The sequence below is a fragment of the Modicisalibacter sp. genome, from assembly GCF_055145905.1.
In genome coordinates this window covers 25,746-47,160 of record NZ_JBSREH010000020.1, presented here as the reverse complement: position 1 = coordinate 47,160, position 21,415 = coordinate 25,746, and the positions used below count along the sequence as shown (strand labels likewise).

Below are 21,415 nucleotides of genomic sequence, written 5' to 3'. Positions count from 1 at the left end.
TTTCGTGCAACGCCCGGGCGCCCTCGAAGAATGCTGACGAGACAACTGTTATGGCAACCCTGCAACTGAGCGCCCTCCAGAAACGCTACGCCAACGGCTTCGTCGCCCTGCACGGGGTCGACCTGGCCGTCGAGGACGGCGAGCTGATCGTGATCGTCGGCCCCTCGGGCTGCGGCAAGTCGACCCTGCTGCGCACCCTGGCCGGGCTGGAATCGATCACCTCGGGCGAACTGACCATCAACGAGCGGCGTGTCAACGAGCTGGAACCCGCCGAGCGCGACATCGCCATGGTCTTCCAGAACTACGCGCTCTATCCGCACATGAGCGTGTTCGACAACATGGCCTACGGGCTCAAGAACCGCGGTGTGCCCAAGGACGACATCCGCCGCCGGGTCAATGCCACCGCCGAGCTGCTCGATCTCGGCGCGCTGCTCGACCGCCGCCCGCGCCAGCTCTCGGGCGGCCAGCGTCAGCGCGTGGCCATGGGCCGGGCGATCGTCCGCGAGCCCCAGGTGTTCCTGTTCGACGAGCCGCTGTCCAACCTCGACGCCAAGTTGCGCGTGCAGATGCGTCTGGAGATCCGGCGCCTGCAGAAGCGGCTCAAGGTCACCTCGGTCTACGTGACCCACGACCAGACCGAAGCGATGACACTGGCCGACCGGCTGGTGGTGATGAACGCCGGCCGGGTCGAGCAGTGCGGCACGCCGATGGCACTTTACGAACGCCCGGCGACCCGCTTCGTCGCCGGCTTCATCGGCTCGCCGGCGATGAACTTCCTGCCGGTGACGGTCCACGGCGAGCGCCTGCGGCTGCCCGATGGCGGAGAGCTGGCGCTGGCCACCGGGCTGGAGTCCGGCAGCGAACTGACGCTGGGGGTGCGCCCCGAGCATCTCGTCGCCCTCGACGAGGGCGACGCGACGACGGACGCGGGCGCAGTCATCCGGGCCACGGTGGAAATGATCGAGCCGCTGGGCGCCGATACCCTGGCCTATGCCCGCATGGAGGGCCTCGACGAACTGCTGGTGGTGCGCCTGCACGGCGAGCACGCCGCCGGCGAGGGCAGCGTCCTGCGGCTGTGGCTGTCGCCCGAGCGCTGCCACCTGTTCGGCGACGACGACCGCCGCATCGAGGCCCACCACGCCACGCCCGTCACCGGAGCCCGAGGATGAGCATGTCACCCCATCGCCCGACGCCGGACCTGCCGGCGATCATCGCCCATCGCGGCTATGCCGCACGAGCGCCCGAAAACACCCTGTCTGCCATCGATGCCGCCCACGCCGCGGGCTGCCGCTGGGTCGAGCTGGACGTGCAGCGCCTCGGCGACGGCATGCCGGTGATCTGGCACGACGCCGACGTGAGCCGCTGCTCCGACGGCCACGCCCGGCTGCGCGAGCTGGACTGGGTCGCCGCCCAGGGGCTCGACGTGGGGCGCTGGTTCGACGCGCGCTTCGCCGGGGAGCGCATGGCCAGCCTCGATGACGCCCTGGCGCGGCTCGCCGAGCACGGCATGGGCCTCAACCTCGAGCTCAAGCTCAGCCCCGGCCACGACGCCACCGCCCTGGCCGCGGTGGCGGGACGTGCCCTGGCGGCCCTGCCGCCCGAGCGGCTGCTGATCTCCTCGTTCGACGACACCCTGCTGGCCCAGGTCCGTCGCGACCATCCCGAGGCCGTGCTGGGCTGGCTCGCCGAGGCGCTGCCCGACGGCTGGCTGGCGCGCTGCCGCAGCCTCGACGCCTTCAGCATCAACCTCGACTGGCAGCGGCTCACCCGCGACGATGCCGCGGCGGTGAAGGCCGCGGGCCTGCATCTGGTGTGCTACACCGCCAACGACCCCGCGGCCTTCGCGCCCTGCTCGGAATGGGGCGTGGATGCCGTGATCAGCGACGACCCGGCGCGCTTCGGCGCCCATCCGGCCTGAGCGGGCTTCAGGGTTTGTACGAAAAGTCGGCGAGCGAAGGTAAGACAAGGCAAAAATTGGTGAAAAAGACGCAGTTTACGCGCTGTAAATGAGTACTTTGAGCCGATTTTTAACGCCGTATTACCGAGCGCAGGCAGTTTTCGTATTAAGCCTCAGGTACTCTCGCCGGCCATCAGCGTAAAGCCCACGTCGAGCGGGCCGTCGACGGTAGCCTCGCCGTCGAGCCGCGCCAGCACCGCCTGGGCGGCACGGCGGCCGATCAGCTCCCGGGGCGAGGCGATGCTGGTCAGCCGCGGCGTCACGTGCTGGCCGATCGCCAGGCCGTTGAAGCCGGCGATGGCGATACGCTGCGGTACCGCGATGCCGAGGCGGTTGGCGTGGAGCAGGGCGCCGGTGGCCAGGTCGTCGTTGGCGAAGTGGATGGCCTCGGTTTCGGGGTGCGTCGCGAGTACCTGATCCAGGGCCCGGGCGCCGGTCTCGAACTGCCCCAGTTGATCCATGTCCAGCAGCGGCGCCTCGAGTCCCGCCGCGGCCAGCACCTCGCAATGCCCCTCGTAGCGCAGCCGGGCGCGATAGTCGCGCGCCATCTGCGCGCCCACGTAGACCACGCGGCGATAGCCGCGCTCGCGCAGATGACCGGCCATGCAGCGCCCCGCCTTGAGGTGGTCGAGGCCGACGTTGAGGTCGATCGCCGTGCCCAGCTCCATGATCTCGACGATCGGCCCCTCCCACTGGCGCAGGCGCCGCCCGCAGACCTCGCTGTGGCGCAGGCCGGTGATGACCAGGGCAGCGGGCGACCAGCCGAGGAAGGTGCCGACCAGCTGGTCCTCGCGCTGCAGGTCGTAGTCGGTGTTGCCGAGCAGGATCTGGTAGCCGCGCGCCTCGAAGGTGGCCTGCAGCCCCTGGATCACCTCGGTGAACACGATGTTGGACAGCGACGGCACGATCACCGCGATGAAGCGCGACTGCGCCGAGGCCAGGCTGCCGGCGAGACGGTTGGGCACGTAGCCGACCGTCTCGATGGCCGCCTCGACCCGGCGGCGGGTGGTCTCGCGCACGGACTCGGGCGTGTTGAGCACGCGCGAGACGGTGATCGCCGAGACACCGGCCTCCCGGGCCACCTCGGCGATGGTGGGCTGCTTGGCGCGCCGGCGGGGGCGGCGGGACGAGGTGTCGGCCATGACCGGAGCGATCTCCTGTGCGGCAGGGGGAGGGTAGGGCGACCGTCAATGCTTAGACATTGGTCGTGCCGGGCGCAAACGCACTTGTGCCTGCGGAACGGCTCATCTAACAATGGATGTTAGCGCTAACATTGAACCGCGTCGACAGCCCCGAACCCGTTTCGCGGTGGCCGGCGCCCAGCACGAGGAGGTCGCGAGTGTCTCATCCACAACCGGTTACCGTCGGTGTCATCGGCCTGGGGGCCATGGGGCTGGGAACCGCCCTGGCCATGCAGGAAGCGGGGCTGCCGGTGATCGGCTGCGACGTCTCCGCCGCCGCCCGGGAGGCCTTCGTGACCGCCGGCGGTCGCTGCGTCGATACCCCTCGCGAGCTGGGCGAGCACTGCGACGTGGTGGTCGTGGTGGTGGTCAACGCCGATCAGGTCGAGTCGGTGCTGTTCGGCGAGGCGGGGCTGACGGCCGCGCCGGGTCGCACGGGTCTGGTGATCCAGTGCGCCACGGTGGCACCGAGCTATGCCGAGTCACTGGGGGCGCGGCTGGACGCGGCGGGCCTGCTCCTGCTGGACGCGCCGATCAGCGGCGGGGCCGCCAAGTCGCGCCAGGGGCGGCTGTCGGTGATGGCCTCGGGCAGCGCCGAGGCCTTCGAGCGCGCCGCGCCGGTGCTGGACGCCATGGCCGAGACGGTGCACCGCCTCGGTGACGCCGCAGGCATGGGCTCGCGGGTCAAGCTGGTCAACCAGCTGCTCGCCGGCGTGCACATCGCCGCCGCCGCCGAGGCCATGGCGCTGGGGATCCGCATGGGCATCGATCCCGAGGCACTCTACGGGGTGATCACCCGCTCGGCGGGCAACTCCTGGATGTTCGAGAATCGCGTGCCGCACATCCTCGAGGGCGACTACACGCCGCTCTCCGCCGTCGACATCTTCGTCAAGGATCTCAACCTGGTGCACCAGACCGGACGCGAGCTGACGTTCCCCACGCCGCTGGCCGCCAGCGCCCTGCAGCAGTTCACCGCCGCCAGCGGCGCGGGCTATGGCCGCGAGGACGACGCGGCGGTGATCAAGGTCTACCAGCGTCTCGCCGGGCTCGACCTGCCGACAGCCGCCAACGACGCGGAGGCGCCGTCATGAGCGTGGTGCTGGGCGCGATCGCCGACGACTTCACCGGCGCCAGCGACCTGGCCAACAACCTGGTCCGGGCCGGCATGCGCTGCGTGCAGACCATCGGCGTGCCGTGCGAGCCGCTGGATGTCGGCGATGTCGACGCCGTGGTGGTGGCGCTGAAGTCGCGCTCCTGCCCGGCGGAGCAGGCCGTCGAGACCTCGCAGGCCGCGCTCGACTGGCTGCGCGGGCTGGGTGCCCGGCAGATCTTCTTCAAGTACTGCTCGACGTTCGACTCCACGGATGCCGGCAATATCGGCCCGGTCGCCGATGCGCTGATCGAGCGTCTGGGGGCGTCGCAGACGGTGATGGTGCCGGCGTTTCCCGTCAACGCTCGCACCGTCTATCAGGGCCACCTGTTCGTCGGCGATCGCCTGCTCAACGAAAGCGGCATGGAGCACCATCCGCTCAACCCCATGACCGATGCCGACCTGGTGCGCGTGCTGGGGCGGCAGACCCCGCATCCGGTGGGGCTGCTCGCCCATGCCACCCTGTCCCGCGGGGCGGCGGCGGCCGGGGAGCGGCTGGGCGCGCTGGCCAATGAAGGCGTGCGTCACGTGATCTGCGATGCTCTCGACGAGCACGACCTGGCCGTGCTGGCCGAGGCGGTGGCCGATCATGCCCTGGTCACCGGCGGCTCGGGGCTGGGCCAGAGCCTGCCCGAGGTCTACCGCCGGCGTGGCTGGCTGGCGCCGATCGACGATGCCGGGCGCCTGGCGCCCGCCGAGGGCGCGGCGCTGGTGCTGGCCGGCAGCTGCTCGCGGGCCACGCTCGCCCAGATCGCGCATTTCCGCCACGACCACGCCGTCTTCGAGCTCGATCCGCTGGCCCTGGCCGAGGGGGATACCACCCTCGAGGCGGCGCTCGACTTCGCCCGCGAGCGCCTGAGCGCGACGCGCCCGGTGCTGATCGCCGCCTCGGCGGCGCCGGAGCAGGTGCGCGCCGCCCAGCAGTGTCTCGGCGTGGTGCGGGCCGGCGAGCTGGTCGAGCGCGCGCTGGCCGAGCTGGCGCGGCGGCTGGTGGCCGAGGGCGTGGGGCGGCTGGTGGTCGCCGGCGGCGAGACCTCCGGGGCGGTGATCTCGGCGCTGGGCGTGGAGACCCTGCGCATCGGCGAGCAGATCGACCCCGGCGTGCCCTGGATGCAGACCGCCGTCGCCGGGCGCGAGGCGCCGCTGTCCGTGGCGCTCAAGTCGGGCAACTTCGGCGGCACCGACTTCTTCACGCGAGCCTTCGAGGTGCTGTCATGAGCCGCCACGACGACAATCGCCTGCGCGAGCAGATCGCCACCCTCGGCCGCTCGCTGTTCGACCGCGGCCTGACCATGGGCTCGAGCGGCAACATCAGCGTGCGCACCGACGACGGCGGCTGGTTGATGACGCCCACCAATGCCTGCCTCGGCCGGCTCGATCCGGCCCGCATCTCGCGGCTGGACGGCGAGGGCAACTGCCTCGACGGCGACAGGCCCACCAAGGAAAGCTTCCTGCACATGGCGATGTACGCCGAGCGCCCGCAGTCCGGTGCCATCGTCCACCTGCACTCCACCCATTCGGTGGCGGTGTCGTGCCTGCCCGAGATCGATCACGACGACTGCCTGCCGCCACTGACCGCCTACTACGTGATGCGCGTGGGCCGGCTGCCGCTGGTGCCCTATCACATGCCCGGCGACGCCGCGCTGGGCGACGCGGTGAAGGGTCTGGCCGGTCGCCACAGCGCGGTGCTGCTGGCCAACCACGGCCCGGTGGTGGCGGGCAAGTCGCTGGAAGCGGCGGTGTACGCCACCGAGGAGCTCGAGGAAACCGCCAAGCTCTACCTGCTGCTGCGCGGGCACAACCCCCGCACGCTGACCCCGGACCAGGTCGCCGCCCTCGAGGCGCGCTTCCCCCGGGACTGACCCGGCCGGTTTTCGTCACGAGGAGACACGATGCTTCGTTTCGCCGCCAATCTCAGCATGCTGTTCACCGAGCGGGACTTTCTCGCGCGCTTCGCGGCCGCCGCCGAGTCCGGCTTCCGCGGGGTCGAATACCTCTTTCCCTATGCCTTCGAGCCGCGCGAGCTGCGCCGGGCGCTCGACGACCACGGCCTGACGCAGGTGCTGTTCAACCTGCCGCCGGGCGACTGGGCGGCCGGTGAGCGCGGCCTGGCCAGTTTGCCCGGGCGCGAGGCGGAGTTCCGCGACAGCGTCGACGAGGCGCTGCGCTACGCCGAGGCGCTGGACTGCCCGCGCCTGCACGCCATGGCCGGCGTGGTGCCGGCGGAGGCCGATGCGGCGACCCGCGAGGCACACCGGGCGACCTATATCGCCAACCTGCGCCATGCCGCCGCCGAACTGGCCAAGGCGGGGCGCACCCTGCTCATCGAGCCGATCAACGAGCACGACATGCCGGGCTACTTCCTGAACCGTCAGGCCCAGGCCCGCGAGATTCTCGAACAGGTCGGCGCGGCCAACCTGCGCGTCCAGTTCGACCTCTATCACTGCCAGATGAGCGAGGGGAACCTCACCGCCGCGCTGGAGGCCCAGTTCCCGCGGATCGGCCACGTGCAGATCGCCGGGGTGCCCGGTCGCCACGAGCCGGATGTCGGCGAGATCCACTATCCGGCGCTGTTCGCGCGGCTCGAGGCGCTGGGCTACGACGGCTGGATCGGCTGCGAGTACCGTCCGGCGGGCGAGACCCGCGCCGGGCTGGGCTGGGGCGCGGCCTACGGGCTGACCACCGGCGCCCCGAACGTCGACTGACGACAACGACAACACGAGGAATCGAGGTACCACGATGCACGTTCTGATCACCGGCGCCGCCGGCTTTCTGGGCCAGCGCCTGAGCGCGGCCCTGCTCGAGCAGGGGAGCCTCAACGGCCGGCCCCTGACGCGCCTGACCCTCGTCGATCAGGTCGCGCCGACCCTGGAAGCGCGCGATGGCGTGACCCTGGACTGCCGGGCGCTGGACATCGCCCGCCCCGGGGCGCTCGACGACGTGCTCGCCGACGCCCCCGCGGTGATCTATCACCTCGCCGCGGTGGTCAGCTCGGCCGCCGAGGCGGACCTCGACCTGGGCCTGCACGTCAACTTCGATGCCACCCGCGCCCTGCTGGAGGGCTGCCGGCAGGCCGGGCTGTCGAGCACCCGGCTGATCATGGCCAGCTCGGTGGCGGTCTACGGCGGCGAGCTGCCGGCGGTGCTCGACGACATGACGGCGCTGACGCCGCAGAGTTCCTACGGCGCACAGAAGGCGATGTGCGAGCTGTTGATCAACGACTACAGCCGCCGCGGGCTGGTCGACGGCTGCGTGCTGCGCCTGCCGACCATCGTCATTCGTCCCGGCCGGCCGAACGCCGCGGCCTCGAGCTTCGCCTCCAGCATCCTGCGCGAGCCGCTCAACGGCGAGGCGGCGATCTGCCCGGTGCCCACCGATCTCGAGCTGTTCGTGATGTCGCCGCGGCGGGTCATCGACGCGCTGCTGCACGGCGCGACGCTTCCCGGCGAGGCGCTGGCCCCCTATCGGGCCTTCATGCTGCCGGGCATCACGGTGAGTGTCGCCGCCATGCTCGAGGTGCTGCGCGAACGCAGTGGCGAGGCGGCGCTTGCGCGCGTGCGCCACGAGCCCGATCCGCGCATCGAGGCCATCGTCGCCAGCTGGCCGGCCCGTTTCAACAACCGTCGCGCCGAGGCCCTGGGCTTTCGGGGCGATACCGACTTCCACGAGATCGTCCAGGCCTTCCTGGACGAGCGTGGCTGACCCCCGAGCCGTTCGGGGCCACTCCTGGGGTTTGTCCGAAAAGTCGGCGAGCGCAGCCAGTTTTCAGGCAAAGCCTAGCTGTCATCACTGCCTATCGAGGAAATAACAATGAGCAAGACCCTCTCACGCCGCTCGCTGGCCGCCGCCGTGGCCGGCGTCACCGCCTCGCTGCTGTCGCTGACCGCCGTCAACGCCGAGGCCGCGCAGACCATCACCCTGGGCCACACGCTGTCCGACAGCTCCCACTACTCGGTGGGCGCCGATGCCTTCAAGGAGACCCTGGAGCGCCTGAGCGACGGCGAGTTCCAGGTCGAGGAGCATCCCTCCGGCTCGCTGGGCGGCGAACGGGCGATGATCGAAGGCCTGCAGATCGGCACCGTGGACGTGGTGATCACCTCGACCGGCCCGCTGGGCAACTTCGTGCCCCAGACCTACGTGCTCGACCTGCCGTTCCTGTTCAAGGACTACAAGCAGGCGCGCTGCGTGCTGGACGGCCCCATCGGCCAGGACCTGCTGGACAAGATGGGCGAGCACAACCTGGTGGGACTGGCGTGGTCCGAGAACGGCTTCCGTCACCTGACCAACAGCAAGCGCGCGGTCAAGACCCCGGCAGATGTCGAGGGGCTGAAGATCCGCACCATGGAGAACAAGGTGCACATGGCGGCCTTCAAGGCGATGGGCGCGCACCCCACGCCGATGGCCTTCCCGGAGCTGTTCACCGCGCTGCAGCAGGGCACCGTCGACGGGCAGGAAAACCCCATCACGGTGATCGTCGCCACCAAGTTCTGGGAGGTTCAGGACCACCTCTCGCTGACCGGTCACGTCTACTCGCCGGCGGTGGTGCTGGGGTCGCCGGTGCTGCTCGACGGGCTCTCCGAGGAGGAGCGCGGCTGGTTCAAGCAGGCCGCCGAGGCCTCGGCCAAGGCCACCCGCGACGAGGTCAGCCGCCTCGAGAAGGAAGGCGTCAAGCTGCTGCGTGACAAGGGCATGCAGGTCGAGACCGACATCGACAAGGCGCCCTTCCAGGAGGCCGTCCAGCCGGCCTACAAGATCTACACCGACGAGTACGGCAGCGAGATGCTCGATCGCATCCACGGCAGCCAGTGCTACCAGGCCAGCTGAGGTGACGGCCCGGCACCCGCGGGTGCCGGGCCTCTCGTGTCGACAAGGTGACGATTATGCTAGAGCGATTCCTGGGCCTGGAGCGCTGGACGACCCGCGTGGCGATGATCGGGGCGGTCGTCATGCTGATCGTGTCGGTGCTGCTGGGCTTCTACCAGGTGCTGACACGCTTCGTGTTCGATGCCCCCTCGACGTGGTCCGAGGTGATCTCGCGTTCGGCGATGATCTGGTGCGTGTTCCTGGGCGCGGCGGCGGGCTTCCGCGGCGGCTTCATGATGTCCGTGGAGGTCATCTACAAGCTGCTGCCGCAGCGCCGGCTGATCTGGATCGAGACGCTGATCGCGCTGTGCTGCGTGGTGGCGCTGTGGGTGCTGATCCAGTACGGCGCGGCAATGACCTGGCGCGTGCGCACCCAGATGCTCTCGGGCCTGGGCATCTCGATCGCCTGGGCCTATGCGGCCATGCCGGTGGGCTCGGCCCTGGCGCTGCTGTCGGTGCTGGCGCGCCTGGCGGCGCAGTGGAGCGGCCGCGAGGCCGTGGGCGTGACCGCCGGTGCCGAGGCGGATGATGCCACCGAGGCGACCAGCGTGCCGCCCGCTCCCACCGTCGCGGCCTCCGATGCCGCTTCCCTCCACGACAAGGAGGCGCGTCCATGAATGCGGCCATCGGTCTGTCCCTGATCCTGTTCTTCGCGCTCGGCGTGCCGATCGCCGTGTCCATCGTGCTGGCCTCGGTCATCGGCATCGAGTTCTTCTCGCGGCTGCCGCTGCTGCTGGTGCCCCAGCAGATGTTCGTGGGCATCGACAAGTTTCCGCTGATGGCGATTCCCTTCTTCATCCTGGCCGGCAACCTGATGGCCGCCGGGGGCATCTCGCGGCGCCTGGTGGACCTGGCCAAGTCGGTGGTCGGCGGGCTGCAGGGCGGCCTGGCGATGACCTGCGTGCTGACCTGCATGCTGTTCGCCGCGGTGTCGGGCTCGAGCGTGGCGACCACCTTCGCCATCGGCTCGATCCTGATTCCGGCGATGGTCAAGCACGACTACCCGCGTCCGCTGGCCGCGGCGATCCAGGCCTCCTCGGCCGAGCTGGGGGTGCTGATCCCGCCCTCGATCCCGCTGATCCTCTACGGTGTGAGCACCGACACCTCGATCGGCAAGCTGTTCATCGCCGGCATCGGGCCGGGGCTGCTGATCGGCGGCTCCCTGCTGCTGTTCCTGTACCTGTTCTGCAAGATTCGCGGCTACGGCCTGCGCGATCGCGAGGAGCGCAGCGCCTTCCCCGTCGCCCTCAGGCGCGCCTGGGTGGCGCTGCTGATGCCGATGGTGGTGATCGGCGGCATCTACGGCGGCGTGTTCACGCCCACCGAAGCCTCGGCGGTGGCGGTGGTCTACGCGCTGATCGTCGGCGGGCTGGTGTATCGCGAACTGAGCCTGGCCGAGCTCTGGCCGATCCTGCGTCACAGCGTGGTCTCCACCGCGGCGGTCATGCTGATCATCGCCGCCGCCGCGCTGTTCAGCTTCCTGATCAGCCGCACCGGGCTGCCCCGCGAGGTGGCCGGCTGGGTGACCCAGGTCTTCGACAGCCCCATCGCCTTCCTGCTGGCGGTCAACGTCATGCTGCTGGTGGTCGGCATGTTCATCGAGACCTCGGCGGCGATCCTGGTGCTGGCGCCGATCTTCACGCCGATCGCCGTGCAGTACGGCATCGACCCGGTGCACTTCGGGCTGATCATCGTCGTCAACCTGGCGCTGGGCATGTTCACGCCACCGCTGGGGGTCAACCTGTTCGCCGCCTGTGCGGTGGCCAGGCTGCCCATCGACCAGCTGCTGCCCTGGCTGCTGCGCTTCGTGCTGGTGGTGCTGGCCTGCCTGCTGGCGATCACCTATCTGCCCTGGATTTCCATGGGGCTGGTCGAGCTGCTGTATTGAGCCCGGCATGCCCCGACGAGGAGAGACGTTCATGACACTCAACGACGCCCTGCCGCCACCCAAGGCCCTGATCGGCGGCGACTGGATCACCACGCCGCAGACCCTGAGCGTGGAGGCCCCCGCCCGCGGCGAGCCCCTCGCCGCCATCGCCCGCTGCGAGGCCGAGCACGTCGACCGCGCCGTCGCCGCCGCCCGCCAGGCCTTCGACGGCGAGCTGGGTGACTGGCAGGCCTGGACGGCGCGGCGCCGCGGCGAATGGCTGGAGACCTTCGCCCGGGCCATCGAGGCCGACGCCGAGGCGCTGGCCGCGCTGGAGTGCGCCGACACCGGCAAGCCGCTGCGCCAGGCCCGCGGCGACATCGCCGCCTGTGCCCGCTACTTCCACTTCTACGCCGGGGCGGCCGACAAGCTCCACGGCGAGACGATTCCGTTCGCCGCCGACTATGCGGTGATGACCCTGCGCGAGCCGTTCGGCGTGTGCGCGCAGATCACGCCCTGGAACTACCCGGCGCAGATCTTCGGGCGCTGCGTGGCCGCCGCCCTGGCCGCGGGCAACACCGTGGTGCTCAAGCCCGCCGAGGACGCCTGCCTGAGCGTGCTGCGCCTGGCGCGTCTCGCCGTGGACTGCGGCCTGCCGCCCGGGGCGCTCAACGTGGTGACCGGCCTGGGGAGCGAGGCGGGGGCCGCGCTGGCCGCGCATCCCGGCATCCAGCACCTGTCGTTCACCGGCTCGCCGGCCACCGGCACCCGGGTCACCCAGGCGGCGGCGGTCAACCACGTGCCGGTGACCCTGGAGCTGGGCGGCAAGTCGCCCCAGGTGGTGTTCGCCGACGCCGACCTCGACAGCGCGCTGGACGCGGTGGTGCGCGGGATCATCCAGAACGCCGGGCAGACCTGCTCGGCGGGCAGCCGCCTGCTGGTCGAGGACGCCTGCCACGACGCCGTGCTGGCGCGGCTCGCCGAGCGCTTCGCCGCCCTGCGCTGCGACGCCGGGGAGCGTGATCCGGACTGCGGGCCGCTGATCAACGCCCGCCAGCGCGAGCAGCTGGAGCGCCGGCTCGACGCGGCACACGCCGACGGCATCCGCACCCTGGCACAGGGGCGGCTGGCCGAGGGCGCGCCCGCCGGCGGCCACTTCGTGGTGCCGCGGGTGCTGGTCGACATTCCCGACGACCATGCGGTGCTGCGCGAGGAGTTGTTCGGCCCGGTGCTGGCGGTGCAGCGCTTTTCCGGCGAGGCCGAGGCGGTGCGCCTGGCCAACGCCACCGAGTACGGCCTGTGCGCGGGCATCTGGACCCGCGACGGCGGGCGCCAGCTGCGCCTGGCCAAGCGCATCCGCAGCGGCCAGGTGTTCATCAACGACTACGGCGCGGCCGGCGGGGTGGAGCTGCCCTTCGGCGGCGTCGGTCGCTCCGGCCACGGCCGCGAGAAGGGCTTCGAGGGGCTCCGGAGCTTCACCCAGATCAAGACCGTGGCCATCCGCCACGGCTGACGGACATCGAGACACGAGGACGACACCATGAGCACGCCCCGCACGATCGGCATGATCGGCATCGGCCTGATGGGCCACGGCATCGCCGCCAACCTGCTGCGCCACGGCCACACGCTGCGCTTTCTCGAGCATCCCGGCAACCAGCCGGTCGACGACCTGCTGGCCGCCGGCGCCACGCCCATGGCCACCCCGCGCGAGGTGGCCCGGGGCGCCGAGGTGGTGATCCTCTGCGTCACCGGCACCCCGCAGGTGGAAAGCGTGCTGTTCGAGGCCGACGGCGTGCTCGAGGGGCTCGATGAAGGCGCCGTGGTCATCGACTGCTCCACGGCGATCCCCAGCTCCACCGAGGCGGTCGCCGAGCGGGTGGCCGCCGCGGGCGGGCGCTTCATGGACGCGGCGATGACGCGCACCCCGAAGGAGGCCGCCGAGGGGCGGCTGAACCTGATCGTCGGCGCGCCCGAGGCGCTGTTCCAGGAGGTCCGGCCGCTGCTCGAGGACTTCGCGGAGAACATCACCCACGGCGGCCCGGTGGGCTCGGGGCACACTCTCAAGCTGCTGCACAACTTCGTCTCGCTGGGCTTCAGCGCGGTGCTGGCCGAGGCGGCGGCCGCGGCCCGGGCGGGAGGCATCGACGCCGCGGCGCTGCTCGAGGTGCTGGGCAACGGCGGCGGCGCGGGCGTGGTGCTCGAGCGTCTGCGGCCGTTCATCAGCGCCGAGGATGCCTCGGGCTTCCGCTTCAGCCTCGCCAACACCTTCAAGGATATCGGCTACTACAACGCCATGGCCGCCGACCTCGGTGCCGAGCGCGAGGTGGCCGGGGCCATCGAGTCGCTGTACCGACGCATCAACGAGGCCGGCCACGGCGAGCGCCTGGTGCCCGAGCTGATCACGCTGCTTACCCCTGACTCGCCGCAATCCTGACCTCACGCCGCCTCGGCGGCGTACTTTTTCGCCACAGCGCTCTCTATCTGGACTATCTGTAAAGACCTGAGCCGGGAAGACCGGAGCCGGAAACCCCGCTCGGTCGTCCAGCCCCGGGAGAGCGCCGATGTCATCCGAACCGACCCCTGCCGCGTCCGGCCCCTGGCGACGCAACGCGTTGATCGCCGCCCTGGTGCTGGGCGCGATCGCCGTGTCGCTGGGCCTGCGTCTGGCGATCGGTGATCTCCGTCTCGCCGGGTCGCTGACCTGGCCGGCGCTGCCGCTGTGGCTGGCCCTGATCGCCGGACTGCCCCTGCTGATGGACCTGCTGGTGCGCCTGCGCGAGGGCGTGCTGGGGGCCGACGTGCTGGCGGGGCTGTCGATCGTCGTCGCCTACGTGCTGGGCGAACTGCTGGCCGGCGCCCTGGTGGTGCTGATGCTCGCCGGCGGCCAGGCGCTGGAGAGCTGGGCGGTGCGGCGTGCCTCCTTCGCCCTCGAGGCGCTGGCCCGGCGCCTGCCGGCGGTGGCCCACCGCTGCCGCGAGACGGGGACGGAGGACGTCCCGCTGGCCGCGGTCGCCGTCGGCGACCGGCTCGAGGTGCATCCCCACGAGGCCTGCCCGGTGGACGGCACGGTGCTCGAGGGCCACAGCACCATGAACGAGGCCTATCTCACCGGCGAGCCCTTCCTGCTGCCCAAGGCGCCCGGTTCGGCGGTACTGTCCGGGGCGCTCAATGGCGAGGGCGTGCTGACGATCCGCGCCGACCGGCGCGCCGCGGACTCGCGCTATGCGCAGATCATGCAGGTCATGCGCGATGCCGAGCAGCATCGCCCGCGGCTGCGCCGCCTGGGCGATCGCATAGGTGCGGTCTACACCCCGCTGGCGATCCTCGTCGCCGCCGCAGCCGGCCTGGCCAGCCAGGACCCGGTGCGCTTTTTGAGCGTGTTGGTGGTGGCGACCCCCTGCCCGCTGATCATCGCCATCCCGGTGGCGATCATCGGCGCGATCTCGCTGGCCGCCCGACGCGGCATCATCATCCGCGATCCGGCGGCGCTGGAGCGCATCGCCACCTGCCGCGTGGCGGTCTTCGACAAGACCGGCACGCTCACCTACGGCGAACCCCAACTGACTGAGATCGACACGGCACCCGGCCAGTCCCGCGAGGCGGTGCTCGGCGTCCTGGCGAGTCTCGAGCGCTACTCCCGCCACCCGCTGGCCGGGGCGGTGCTCGCCGCCGCCCGGGCGGAAGGCGTTCCCCTGCAGGAGACCCGCGAGATCCATGAAGCCCCCGGCGAGGGGCTGGAAGGACGCGTCGACGGCCGCCGCATCACGGTGACCGGCCGCCGCCAGCTGCTCGCGCGCGCTCCCGAGACCTCGCTGCCGCCGGTGCAGGGCGGCCTGGAGTGCGTGGTGTGCATCGACGGCACCTATGCGGCGACCTGCCGCTTCCGCGACGAGCCGCGCCGCGAGGGGCCGGCGTTCATCGCCCACCTGGGGCCGCGCCACGGCTTCCGGCGGGTGCTGCTGGTGTCGGGGGATCGCGAGAGCGAGGTGCGCTACCTGGCCGAGCAGGTGGGGATCGACGAGGTACGCGCGGGGCAGAGCCCGGAAACCAAGCTGGCACTGGTTCGCGAGCTCGCCACGCACGACGGCGTGCTGTTCATGGGCGACGGCATCAACGACGCCCCGGCGCTGGCGGCGGCCACCGTGGGCGTGGCGTTCGGCCAGGGCAGTGCGGTGACGTCCGAGGCGGCGAGCGTGGTGATCCTCGACAGCGCCCTGCAGCGTGCCGACGAGGTGCTGCACATCGGCGACCGGCTGCGGCGTATCGCACTGCAGAGTGCGGTCGGCGGCATGGCGCTGAGCCTGATCGCCGTCGGGGTGGCCGCGCTGGGCTACCTGCCGCCGGTGGCCGGGGCGCTGGTTCAGGAGCTGATCGACGTTGCGGCGGTGGCCAATGCGCTGCGCGTGGCCTGGGTCTCCCGCGATCTGGCGGACGATGTGGCGCCGAAACCTGCGCTCGATCAAGGCTGAGGCAGGTTGTCTCGCCGGGTCCCCGGCGCCCGGCCTATCTTCGCAGGGGAGGGCGAACGGGCCGGGGAGAGGGATCATGAAGGACGAAGCCATCCTGGCGGACGACGAGAGCGTCGAGCAGGCACTGCCCGACGACGTGTTGCTCATCGTGCCAATGCGTGGCGTGGTGTTGTTCCCGCAGCTGGTGCTGCCGATATCGGTGGGGCGGCCACGCTCGGTCGCCGCCGTGCAGGAGGCCATGAAGAGCGGGCGCTCGCTGGGGTTGCTGTTGCAGCGCGACCCGAGTGTCGAGGAGCCCGGTCCACCGGATCTCTACCGCGTGGGCACCATGGCCACGGTGTTGCGCCATGTTGCCGACGAGAGCGAGCACCGGCTGATCTGTCAGGGGCAGTCGCGCTTTCGTGTACTCGATTTCATCGGCGGCTATCCCTTCCTGCTGGCGCGAATCGAGCACCTTGCCGTGCGCGAGGTTCACGGCCCCGAGATCGAGGCCCGGATGCTGACTCTGCGCGACCGCGCCCTGGAAGCCCTGGGTCTGCTGCCCCAGTTGCCCGAGGAACTCACCCGGGCGGTGCGCGCCATCGACGAGCCGGGGCTGCTGGCGGACACCATCGCCGGCTACCTGGACCTGCCCCCCGCGGAGAAGCAGGAAGTGCTCGAGCTGACCGACCTGCGCGCCCGGCTGGAGCGTGTGCAGCGCCTGCTCGACTACCGTATCGAGGTGCTCAAGCTGTCACAGACGCTCCACCAGCGCACCCAGGCGTCCATGAGCGAGCGCCAGCGCGAGGCGCTGCTGCGCGAGCAGCTGCGCACCATCCAGCGCGAACTCGGCGAGGGCGGCGAGCGGGATGCCGAGATTCACGAGCTCGAGGCGCGTCTGGCGGCCTGCCCGATGCCCGAGGAGGCCGAGGCCCAGGCGAAAAGGGAGCTGGCGCGTCTGGCGCGGATGCCCGAAGGGGCGGCGGAATATACCATGGCGCGCACCTATCTCGACTGGCTGCTGGCGCTGCCCTGGACGCGCACCAGCGAGACCCCGATCGACCTGGCTCGGGCCCGCGAAATTCTGGACGCCGACCACTACGGGCTCGAGCGCATCAAGACGCGCATCCTCGAACACCTGGCCGTGCACCGCCTCAATCCCGAGGGCAAGAGCCCCATCCTGTGCTTCGTCGGCCCGCCCGGGGTGGGCAAGACCTCGCTGGGCCAGAGCATCGCCCGGGCGATGGATCGTGCCTTCGTGCGCGTCAGCCTCGGTGGGGTGCACGACGAGGCGGAGATCCGCGGTCATCGGCGGACCTATATCGGCGCCATGCCCGGCAACATCATCCAGGCCCTGCGCAAGGCCGGCACCCGCGACCCGGTGTTCATGCTCGACGAGATGGACAAGCTCGATGCCGGCTTTCAGGGCGACCCTGCCAGCGCCCTGCTCGAGGTACTCGACCCCGAGCAGAACGCCACCTTCCGTGACAACTACCTGGGCGTGCCCTTCGACCTCGCCCGGGTGATGTTCATCGCCACCGCCAACGTGCTCGACGCGATCCCCGGGCCGCTGCGTGACCGCATGGAGGTGATCGAGCTGCCCGGCTACACCGAGACCGAGAAGGTCGAGATCGCCCGGCGCTATCTGGTGGCGCGGCAGCGTCGGGCGACGGGGCTCGGCGAGGCACAGCTGACCCTGACCGATGCCGCGCTGCACCGGCTGGTCGGCGACTACACCCGCGAGGCCGGGGTACGCAACCTGGAGCGGTTGATCGGCGCGGTGGCTCGCCACGTGGCGGTGCATGTCGCCGAGGGTGACGACACGCCAGCGACGGTGGACGCCGACGACCTGCCGGGGATTCTCGGCGCGCCGCGCTTCGAGAACGAGGTGGCGATGCGAACCAGCGTGCCCGGCGTGGCCACCGGACTGGCCTGGACCCCGGTGGGCGGCGACATCCTGTTCATCGAGGCCAGCCGCGCCGAGGGCGGCGGGCGGCTGATCCTCACCGGCCAGCTCGGCGAGGTGATGAAGGAAAGCGCCCAGGCGGCGCTGAGCCTGATCAAGGCGCAGGCCGGCGCACTGGGACTCGACCCCGCACGACTGGCCGGTGACGACATTCACATTCACGTGCCTGCCGGGGCGATTCCCAAGGATGGACCCAGCGCCGGGGTGGCGATCTACACCGCCCTGTTGTCGCTGCTGACCGGACGCTGCGTGGCGCCGGATCTGGCGATGACCGGCGAGATCACCCTGCGCGGGCTGGTGCTGCCGGTGGGCGGCATCAAGGAGAAGGTGCTGGCCGCCCAGCGGGCCGGCATCCATACCGTGCTGCTGCCGGCCCGCAACCGGCACGACTGGGAGGAGATTCCCGCGTCGGCCCGCGAGCGGCTGACCTTTCACTGGATCGAGCGGGTCGACGAGGCGATCGACCTGGCGCTGCAGGACGGCGTTCCGCCGCCCGCGGCGGCCGCCGGCTGAGCCGCCCGCGTCGATCCCTGGATTCGAACCACCCCCCCGTTGCGAGGCCCGACCCATGACCCCCGTTTCGCGTCTACTGTGCTGTCTGTTGCTGCTCGTTGCCCCGGCCGCGCCGGCGCTGGCCTATCACGGTGCTCTGCCGGCCGGCTATGCCGGTGTCGATGCGCTGTTGTGGACGTACGATCCGGCGGGGGGCGACAGCGACTCCAGCCTGGGATTGCGTCTGCGCGGCGGCTGGCTGGCCAACGACTATCTGGGTGTCGAGGCCCAGCTGGGTGGCGGGGGGCGCGAGCACGACCGGCAATCGCGCAGCGAGCTGGACTGGCTGGCCGGCGCCTACGTCAAGCTGATGCTGCCGGTCAACGACGCCATCCACCTTTACGCCCTGGGCGGCGTGGCCCACGTCTCCGGCACCTTCGCCGGCGAGAACAGCGAAACCGGACTCTCCGGCGGGCTGGGGGCGGAAATGGGCCTCGTACCCAATCTCGCCATCGGCGCCGACTACATGCGCTACGCCGATGACAACGACACCACCTTCGATGCCGTCAGCTTCGGCCTGACCTACCACTTCTAGGGCGGAGCCGAACGCGTGACGCACCCCGAAACCGTGTCACCCCCCGCGCCGCACTCGGCCGAACCCGATGCCGTGGCGCGGCGGGCGCATGTCGAGAGTGCCGAGAGCGTGCTGCGGCGGCTCGACAGTCACCCGGCCGGGCTGAGCCCCGAGGAGGCGGCACACCGGCTGGCGACCCACGGCGCCAACGTGCTGCCGGAGACCGCGCGCACGCCGACCTGGCGGCGCCTGCTCGCCCAGTTCAACAATGCGCTGATCTACCTGCTGCTGGCCGCGGCCGTGGCGGCCGGCGGGCTCGGTTACGTCATCGATGCCACCGTCATCCTGGCCGTGGTGGTGATCAACGCGCTGGTCGGCTTCATCCAGGAAGGGCGGGCGGAGACGGCGCTGCGTGCCATCCACGACCTGGCCCCGCCGCAGGCCCGGGTGGTGCGTCAGGGGCAGCGCGGCACGGTGCCGGTGGCCGAGCTGGTGCCCGGCGATGTGGTGCTGCTCGAGCCGGGCGACCGGGTGCCCGCGGACCTGCGGCTGGTCACCGCCCAGGGGCTGCTGGTCGACGAGGCGATTCTCACCGGCGAGTCGGCCGTCGCCGAGAAGCAGACGGGGGCGGTGATGGCGGACGCGGCGCTGGGCGATCGTCACTGCATGGCCTACGCCGCGACCTGGGTGGTGGCGGGGCACGGCAGCGGGGTGGTCGTGGCCACCGGCATGGCCTCCGAGGTGGGGCGCATCAGCGCCATGCTGCGCGATGTGCGGGTCACCACCACACCGCTGCTCGACCAGCTCAACCGCTTCGCCCGACGCTTCCTGTGGGTGGCGCTGCCCAGTGCGGTGCTGGTGTTCCTGTTCGCCGTGTTCTGGCGCGGCTACGCCTGGCCGCAGGCGCTGATCGCGGTGGTCGCCATCCTGGTGGGCGCGGTGCCCGAAGGACTGCCGGCGGTGATCTCGATCACCCTGGCCATCGGCGTGCGGCGCATGGCGCGGCGGCACGCGGCGATCCGCCGCCTGCCGGCGGTGGAGACGCTCGGCGCGGTATCGGTGATTGCCTCCGACAAGACCGGTACCCTGACGCGCAACGAGATGACGGTGTGCCGGCTGGAGAGCGGTGCGGCCCGGGCCACGGTGACAGGGCGTGGCTACCGTCCCGAGGGCGCGCTGCAACCGACCCGGGACGCTGATGCCGAGGCGGACTGGTCGGCGCTGATCCGCGCCGGGGTGCTGTGCAACGATGCCGATCTGGTGGCCCGGGACGGCGACTGGCAGGTGGTCGGCGACCCCATGGAAGGCGCGCTGCTGATTCTCGCCCACAAGGCCGGGCAGGACCCCGAGACCCTGCGCGCCGCCTGGCCGCGGCTCGACGAGATCCCCTTCGGGGCCGAACACCGTTTCATGGCCACCTTCAACCAGGCGCCCGATGGCCGCCACTGGCTGTTCATCAAGGGCGCGCCGGATGCCCTGCTGACACTCTGTCAGCGAGAGGCCCGCGCGGATGGCACCGCTGCGCTCGACCAGGACGCCTGGACGGCGCGGATCGAGTCGATCGCCGGGGCGGGCGAGCGGGTACTGGGCTTCGCCGCCAAGCCGCTCGAACGACGGAGTTCGCCCTTCCGCAACCTCGGGGAGGGTCTGGGCTTCCTCGGTGTGGCCGGCTTCATCGACCCGCCCCGCGACGAGGCGGTGGCGGCGGTGGCCGAGTGCCGCCGGGCCGGCATCGACGTCAAGATGATCACCGGCGACCATGTGTCCACCGCCTTGGCCATCGCCCGGGATCTGGGGCTGGCCGAGCAGCCCCGGGCGCTGACCGGCCACGAGCTCGAGACGCTTTCGGCCGAGGCACTCGCCGGGCGGGTGGGGGCGGTCCAGGTCTTCGCGCGCACCACGCCGGCCCACAAGCTGCGCATCGTCCAGGCGCTGCAGGCCGGCGACGCCGTGGTGGCGATGACCGGCGACGGGGTCAACGACGCCCCGGCGCTGAAGCAGGCCGACATCGGCATCGGCATGGGGCACAAGGGCACCGACGCCGCCAAGGAAGCCGCCCAGATGGTGCTGCTCGACGACAACTTCGCCTCGATCGTCGCCGCGGTGCGCGAGGGGCGCGTGGTGCACGACAACATCCGCAAGGTGGTGGCCTGGACGCTGCCCACCAACGGCGGCGAGGTGATGACCGTGGTTGCCGCGCTGCTGTTCGGCTTCACCCTGCCGATGTCGGCGGTGCAGATCCTCTGGATCAACCTGGTCACGGCGGTGACGCTGGGCCTGGTGCTGGCCTTCGAGCCGGCCGAGCCCGGCGTCATGGCGCGCCCCCCGCGCCCCCGGGGACAGGGGTTGCTGACCCGGCTGCTGGTGTGGCGGGTGGTGTTCGTGTCGCTGCTGTTCACGGGGGTGGCACTGGGCGTGTTCTTCCTCGCCCTGGCACGCCATGCCGACCTGGCCCTGGCGCGCACGCTGGTGGTCAACACCCTGATCGCCCTGGAGGTGGTCTATCTCTTCTCGGTGCGCATCAGCCACTCCACCGCCCTGACCTGGCACGGCGTGATGGGCACCCGGGCGGTGCTGGCGGGGCTGACGGTGGTCGCCCTGGCGCAGCTGGCCTTCACCTACCTGCCGGTGATGCAGCGGCTGTTCGAGACCCGGCCGCTGGGCGCGGACGACCTGGCCTGGCTGACGGGTGTGGCGGTGGCGGCGCTGGGGGTGCTGGAGCTGGAGAAGTGGCTGGTGCGGCGCGTCACCGCCCGCAATGACGGCTGACCCCGCTACCGGGCCGGTGCCGTCGGGGATGAATCCCCGCCCACAAGCCCCCCCCCCTCAGGCTGACCGGTGTGGGCGCGACTTCAGTCGCGATGAAGGCGCCACCGGGCCGGCGCTTTACAGGCTAGACTTCGGGCATGGCGATGGT

17 protein-coding genes are annotated in these 21,415 nt (G+C 71.1%); 16 read left to right on the top strand and 1 reads right to left on the bottom strand.

The features are described 5' to 3' along the window. The first annotated feature begins 50 nt into the window (after positions 1 to 50). Entirely contained in the window at positions 51 to 1,169 is a 1,119-nt protein-coding gene (locus ACTCB7_RS07225; RefSeq protein ID WP_163650235.1) for a sn-glycerol-3-phosphate import ATP-binding protein UgpC, read from the top strand. Then, the gene (locus tag ACTCB7_RS07220) at positions 1,166 to 1,918 is read left to right on the top strand and encodes a glycerophosphodiester phosphodiesterase family protein (protein ID WP_463006131.1); all 753 of its coding nucleotides are present in this window, start codon (positions 1,166 to 1,168) and stop codon (positions 1,916 to 1,918) included. Before ACTCB7_RS07225 ends, ACTCB7_RS07220 begins: the two co-directional genes overlap by 4 nt. Positions 1,919 to 2,070: 152 nt before the next feature. Here the strand turns inward: ACTCB7_RS07220 and ACTCB7_RS07215 are convergent, their stop codons facing one another. Next, positions 2,071 to 3,099, bottom strand: a complete 1,029-nt coding sequence (locus tag ACTCB7_RS07215; RefSeq protein WP_463006130.1) for a LacI family DNA-binding transcriptional regulator — start codon at positions 3,097 to 3,099, stop codon at positions 2,071 to 2,073. Positions 3,100 to 3,215: 116 nt separating this feature from the next. Between ACTCB7_RS07215 and ltnD the strand changes: the two genes are divergently transcribed. From ltnD to ACTCB7_RS07145, 14 genes are all read left to right on the top strand, one after another. Continuing rightward, entirely contained in the window at positions 3,216 to 4,229 is a 1,014-nt protein-coding gene (gene ltnD / locus ACTCB7_RS07210; protein ID WP_463006129.1) for an L-threonate dehydrogenase, read from the top strand. After that, positions 4,226 to 5,506: a 3-oxo-tetronate kinase gene (gene otnK / locus ACTCB7_RS07205; protein WP_463006128.1), complete on the top strand. Its 1,281-nt coding sequence runs from the start codon at positions 4,226 to 4,228 to the stop codon at positions 5,504 to 5,506. The genes ltnD and otnK overlap by 4 nt, the downstream gene beginning before the upstream one ends. Next, entirely contained in the window at positions 5,503 to 6,150 is a 648-nt protein-coding gene (gene otnC / locus ACTCB7_RS07200) for a 3-oxo-tetronate 4-phosphate decarboxylase (RefSeq protein ID WP_224416217.1), read from the top strand. Before otnK ends, otnC begins: the two co-directional genes overlap by 4 nt. A 30-nt stretch (positions 6,151 to 6,180) precedes the next feature. Further along, complete coding sequence (gene otnI, locus ACTCB7_RS07195; RefSeq protein WP_463006127.1) at positions 6,181 to 6,993, top strand: 2-oxo-tetronate isomerase; 813 nt, start codon at positions 6,181 to 6,183, stop codon at positions 6,991 to 6,993. Positions 6,994 to 7,027: 34 nt separating this feature from the next. Continuing rightward, on the top strand, positions 7,028 to 7,990 hold the full coding sequence (denD, locus tag ACTCB7_RS07190; protein ID WP_463006126.1) for a D-erythronate dehydrogenase: 963 nt from the start codon (positions 7,028 to 7,030) through the stop codon (positions 7,988 to 7,990). Positions 7,991 to 8,098: 108 nt separating this feature from the next. After that, positions 8,099 to 9,112 (top strand): TRAP transporter substrate-binding protein, encoded by a 1,014-nt coding sequence (locus ACTCB7_RS07185; RefSeq protein WP_224416220.1) that lies wholly within the window; start codon positions 8,099 to 8,101, stop codon positions 9,110 to 9,112. 56 nt (positions 9,113 to 9,168) lie between these two features. Beyond that, positions 9,169 to 9,768, top strand: coding sequence for a TRAP transporter small permease (locus ACTCB7_RS07180; protein ID WP_224416221.1), 600 nt, complete (start codon positions 9,169 to 9,171; stop codon positions 9,766 to 9,768). Continuing rightward, positions 9,765 to 11,039: a TRAP transporter large permease gene (locus ACTCB7_RS07175; RefSeq protein ID WP_463006125.1), complete on the top strand. Its 1,275-nt coding sequence runs from the start codon at positions 9,765 to 9,767 to the stop codon at positions 11,037 to 11,039. Before ACTCB7_RS07180 ends, ACTCB7_RS07175 begins: the two co-directional genes overlap by 4 nt. 31 nt (positions 11,040 to 11,070) lie before the next feature. Continuing rightward, complete coding sequence (locus ACTCB7_RS07170) at positions 11,071 to 12,531, top strand: aldehyde dehydrogenase family protein (protein WP_463006124.1); 1,461 nt, start codon at positions 11,071 to 11,073, stop codon at positions 12,529 to 12,531. Positions 12,532 to 12,558: 27 nt separating this feature from the next. Then, positions 12,559 to 13,452, top strand: coding sequence for an NAD(P)-dependent oxidoreductase (locus tag ACTCB7_RS07165; RefSeq protein WP_463006123.1), 894 nt, complete (start codon positions 12,559 to 12,561; stop codon positions 13,450 to 13,452). Positions 13,453 to 13,579: 127 nt separating this feature from the next. Then, entirely contained in the window at positions 13,580 to 15,487 is a 1,908-nt protein-coding gene (locus ACTCB7_RS07160; RefSeq protein WP_463006122.1) for a heavy metal translocating P-type ATPase, read from the top strand. A 76-nt stretch (positions 15,488 to 15,563) separates the two neighbouring features. Next, positions 15,564 to 17,945: an endopeptidase La gene (gene lon / locus ACTCB7_RS07155; protein ID WP_463006121.1), complete on the top strand. Its 2,382-nt coding sequence runs from the start codon at positions 15,564 to 15,566 to the stop codon at positions 17,943 to 17,945. Between the two features lie 55 nt (positions 17,946 to 18,000). Then, positions 18,001 to 18,519: a porin family protein gene (locus ACTCB7_RS07150; RefSeq protein ID WP_463006120.1), complete on the top strand. Its 519-nt coding sequence runs from the start codon at positions 18,001 to 18,003 to the stop codon at positions 18,517 to 18,519. Between the two features lie 15 nt (positions 18,520 to 18,534). Further along, positions 18,535 to 21,267, top strand: coding sequence for a cation-translocating P-type ATPase (locus ACTCB7_RS07145; protein WP_463006119.1), 2,733 nt, complete (start codon positions 18,535 to 18,537; stop codon positions 21,265 to 21,267). Positions 21,268 to 21,415 lie beyond the last annotated feature (148 nt).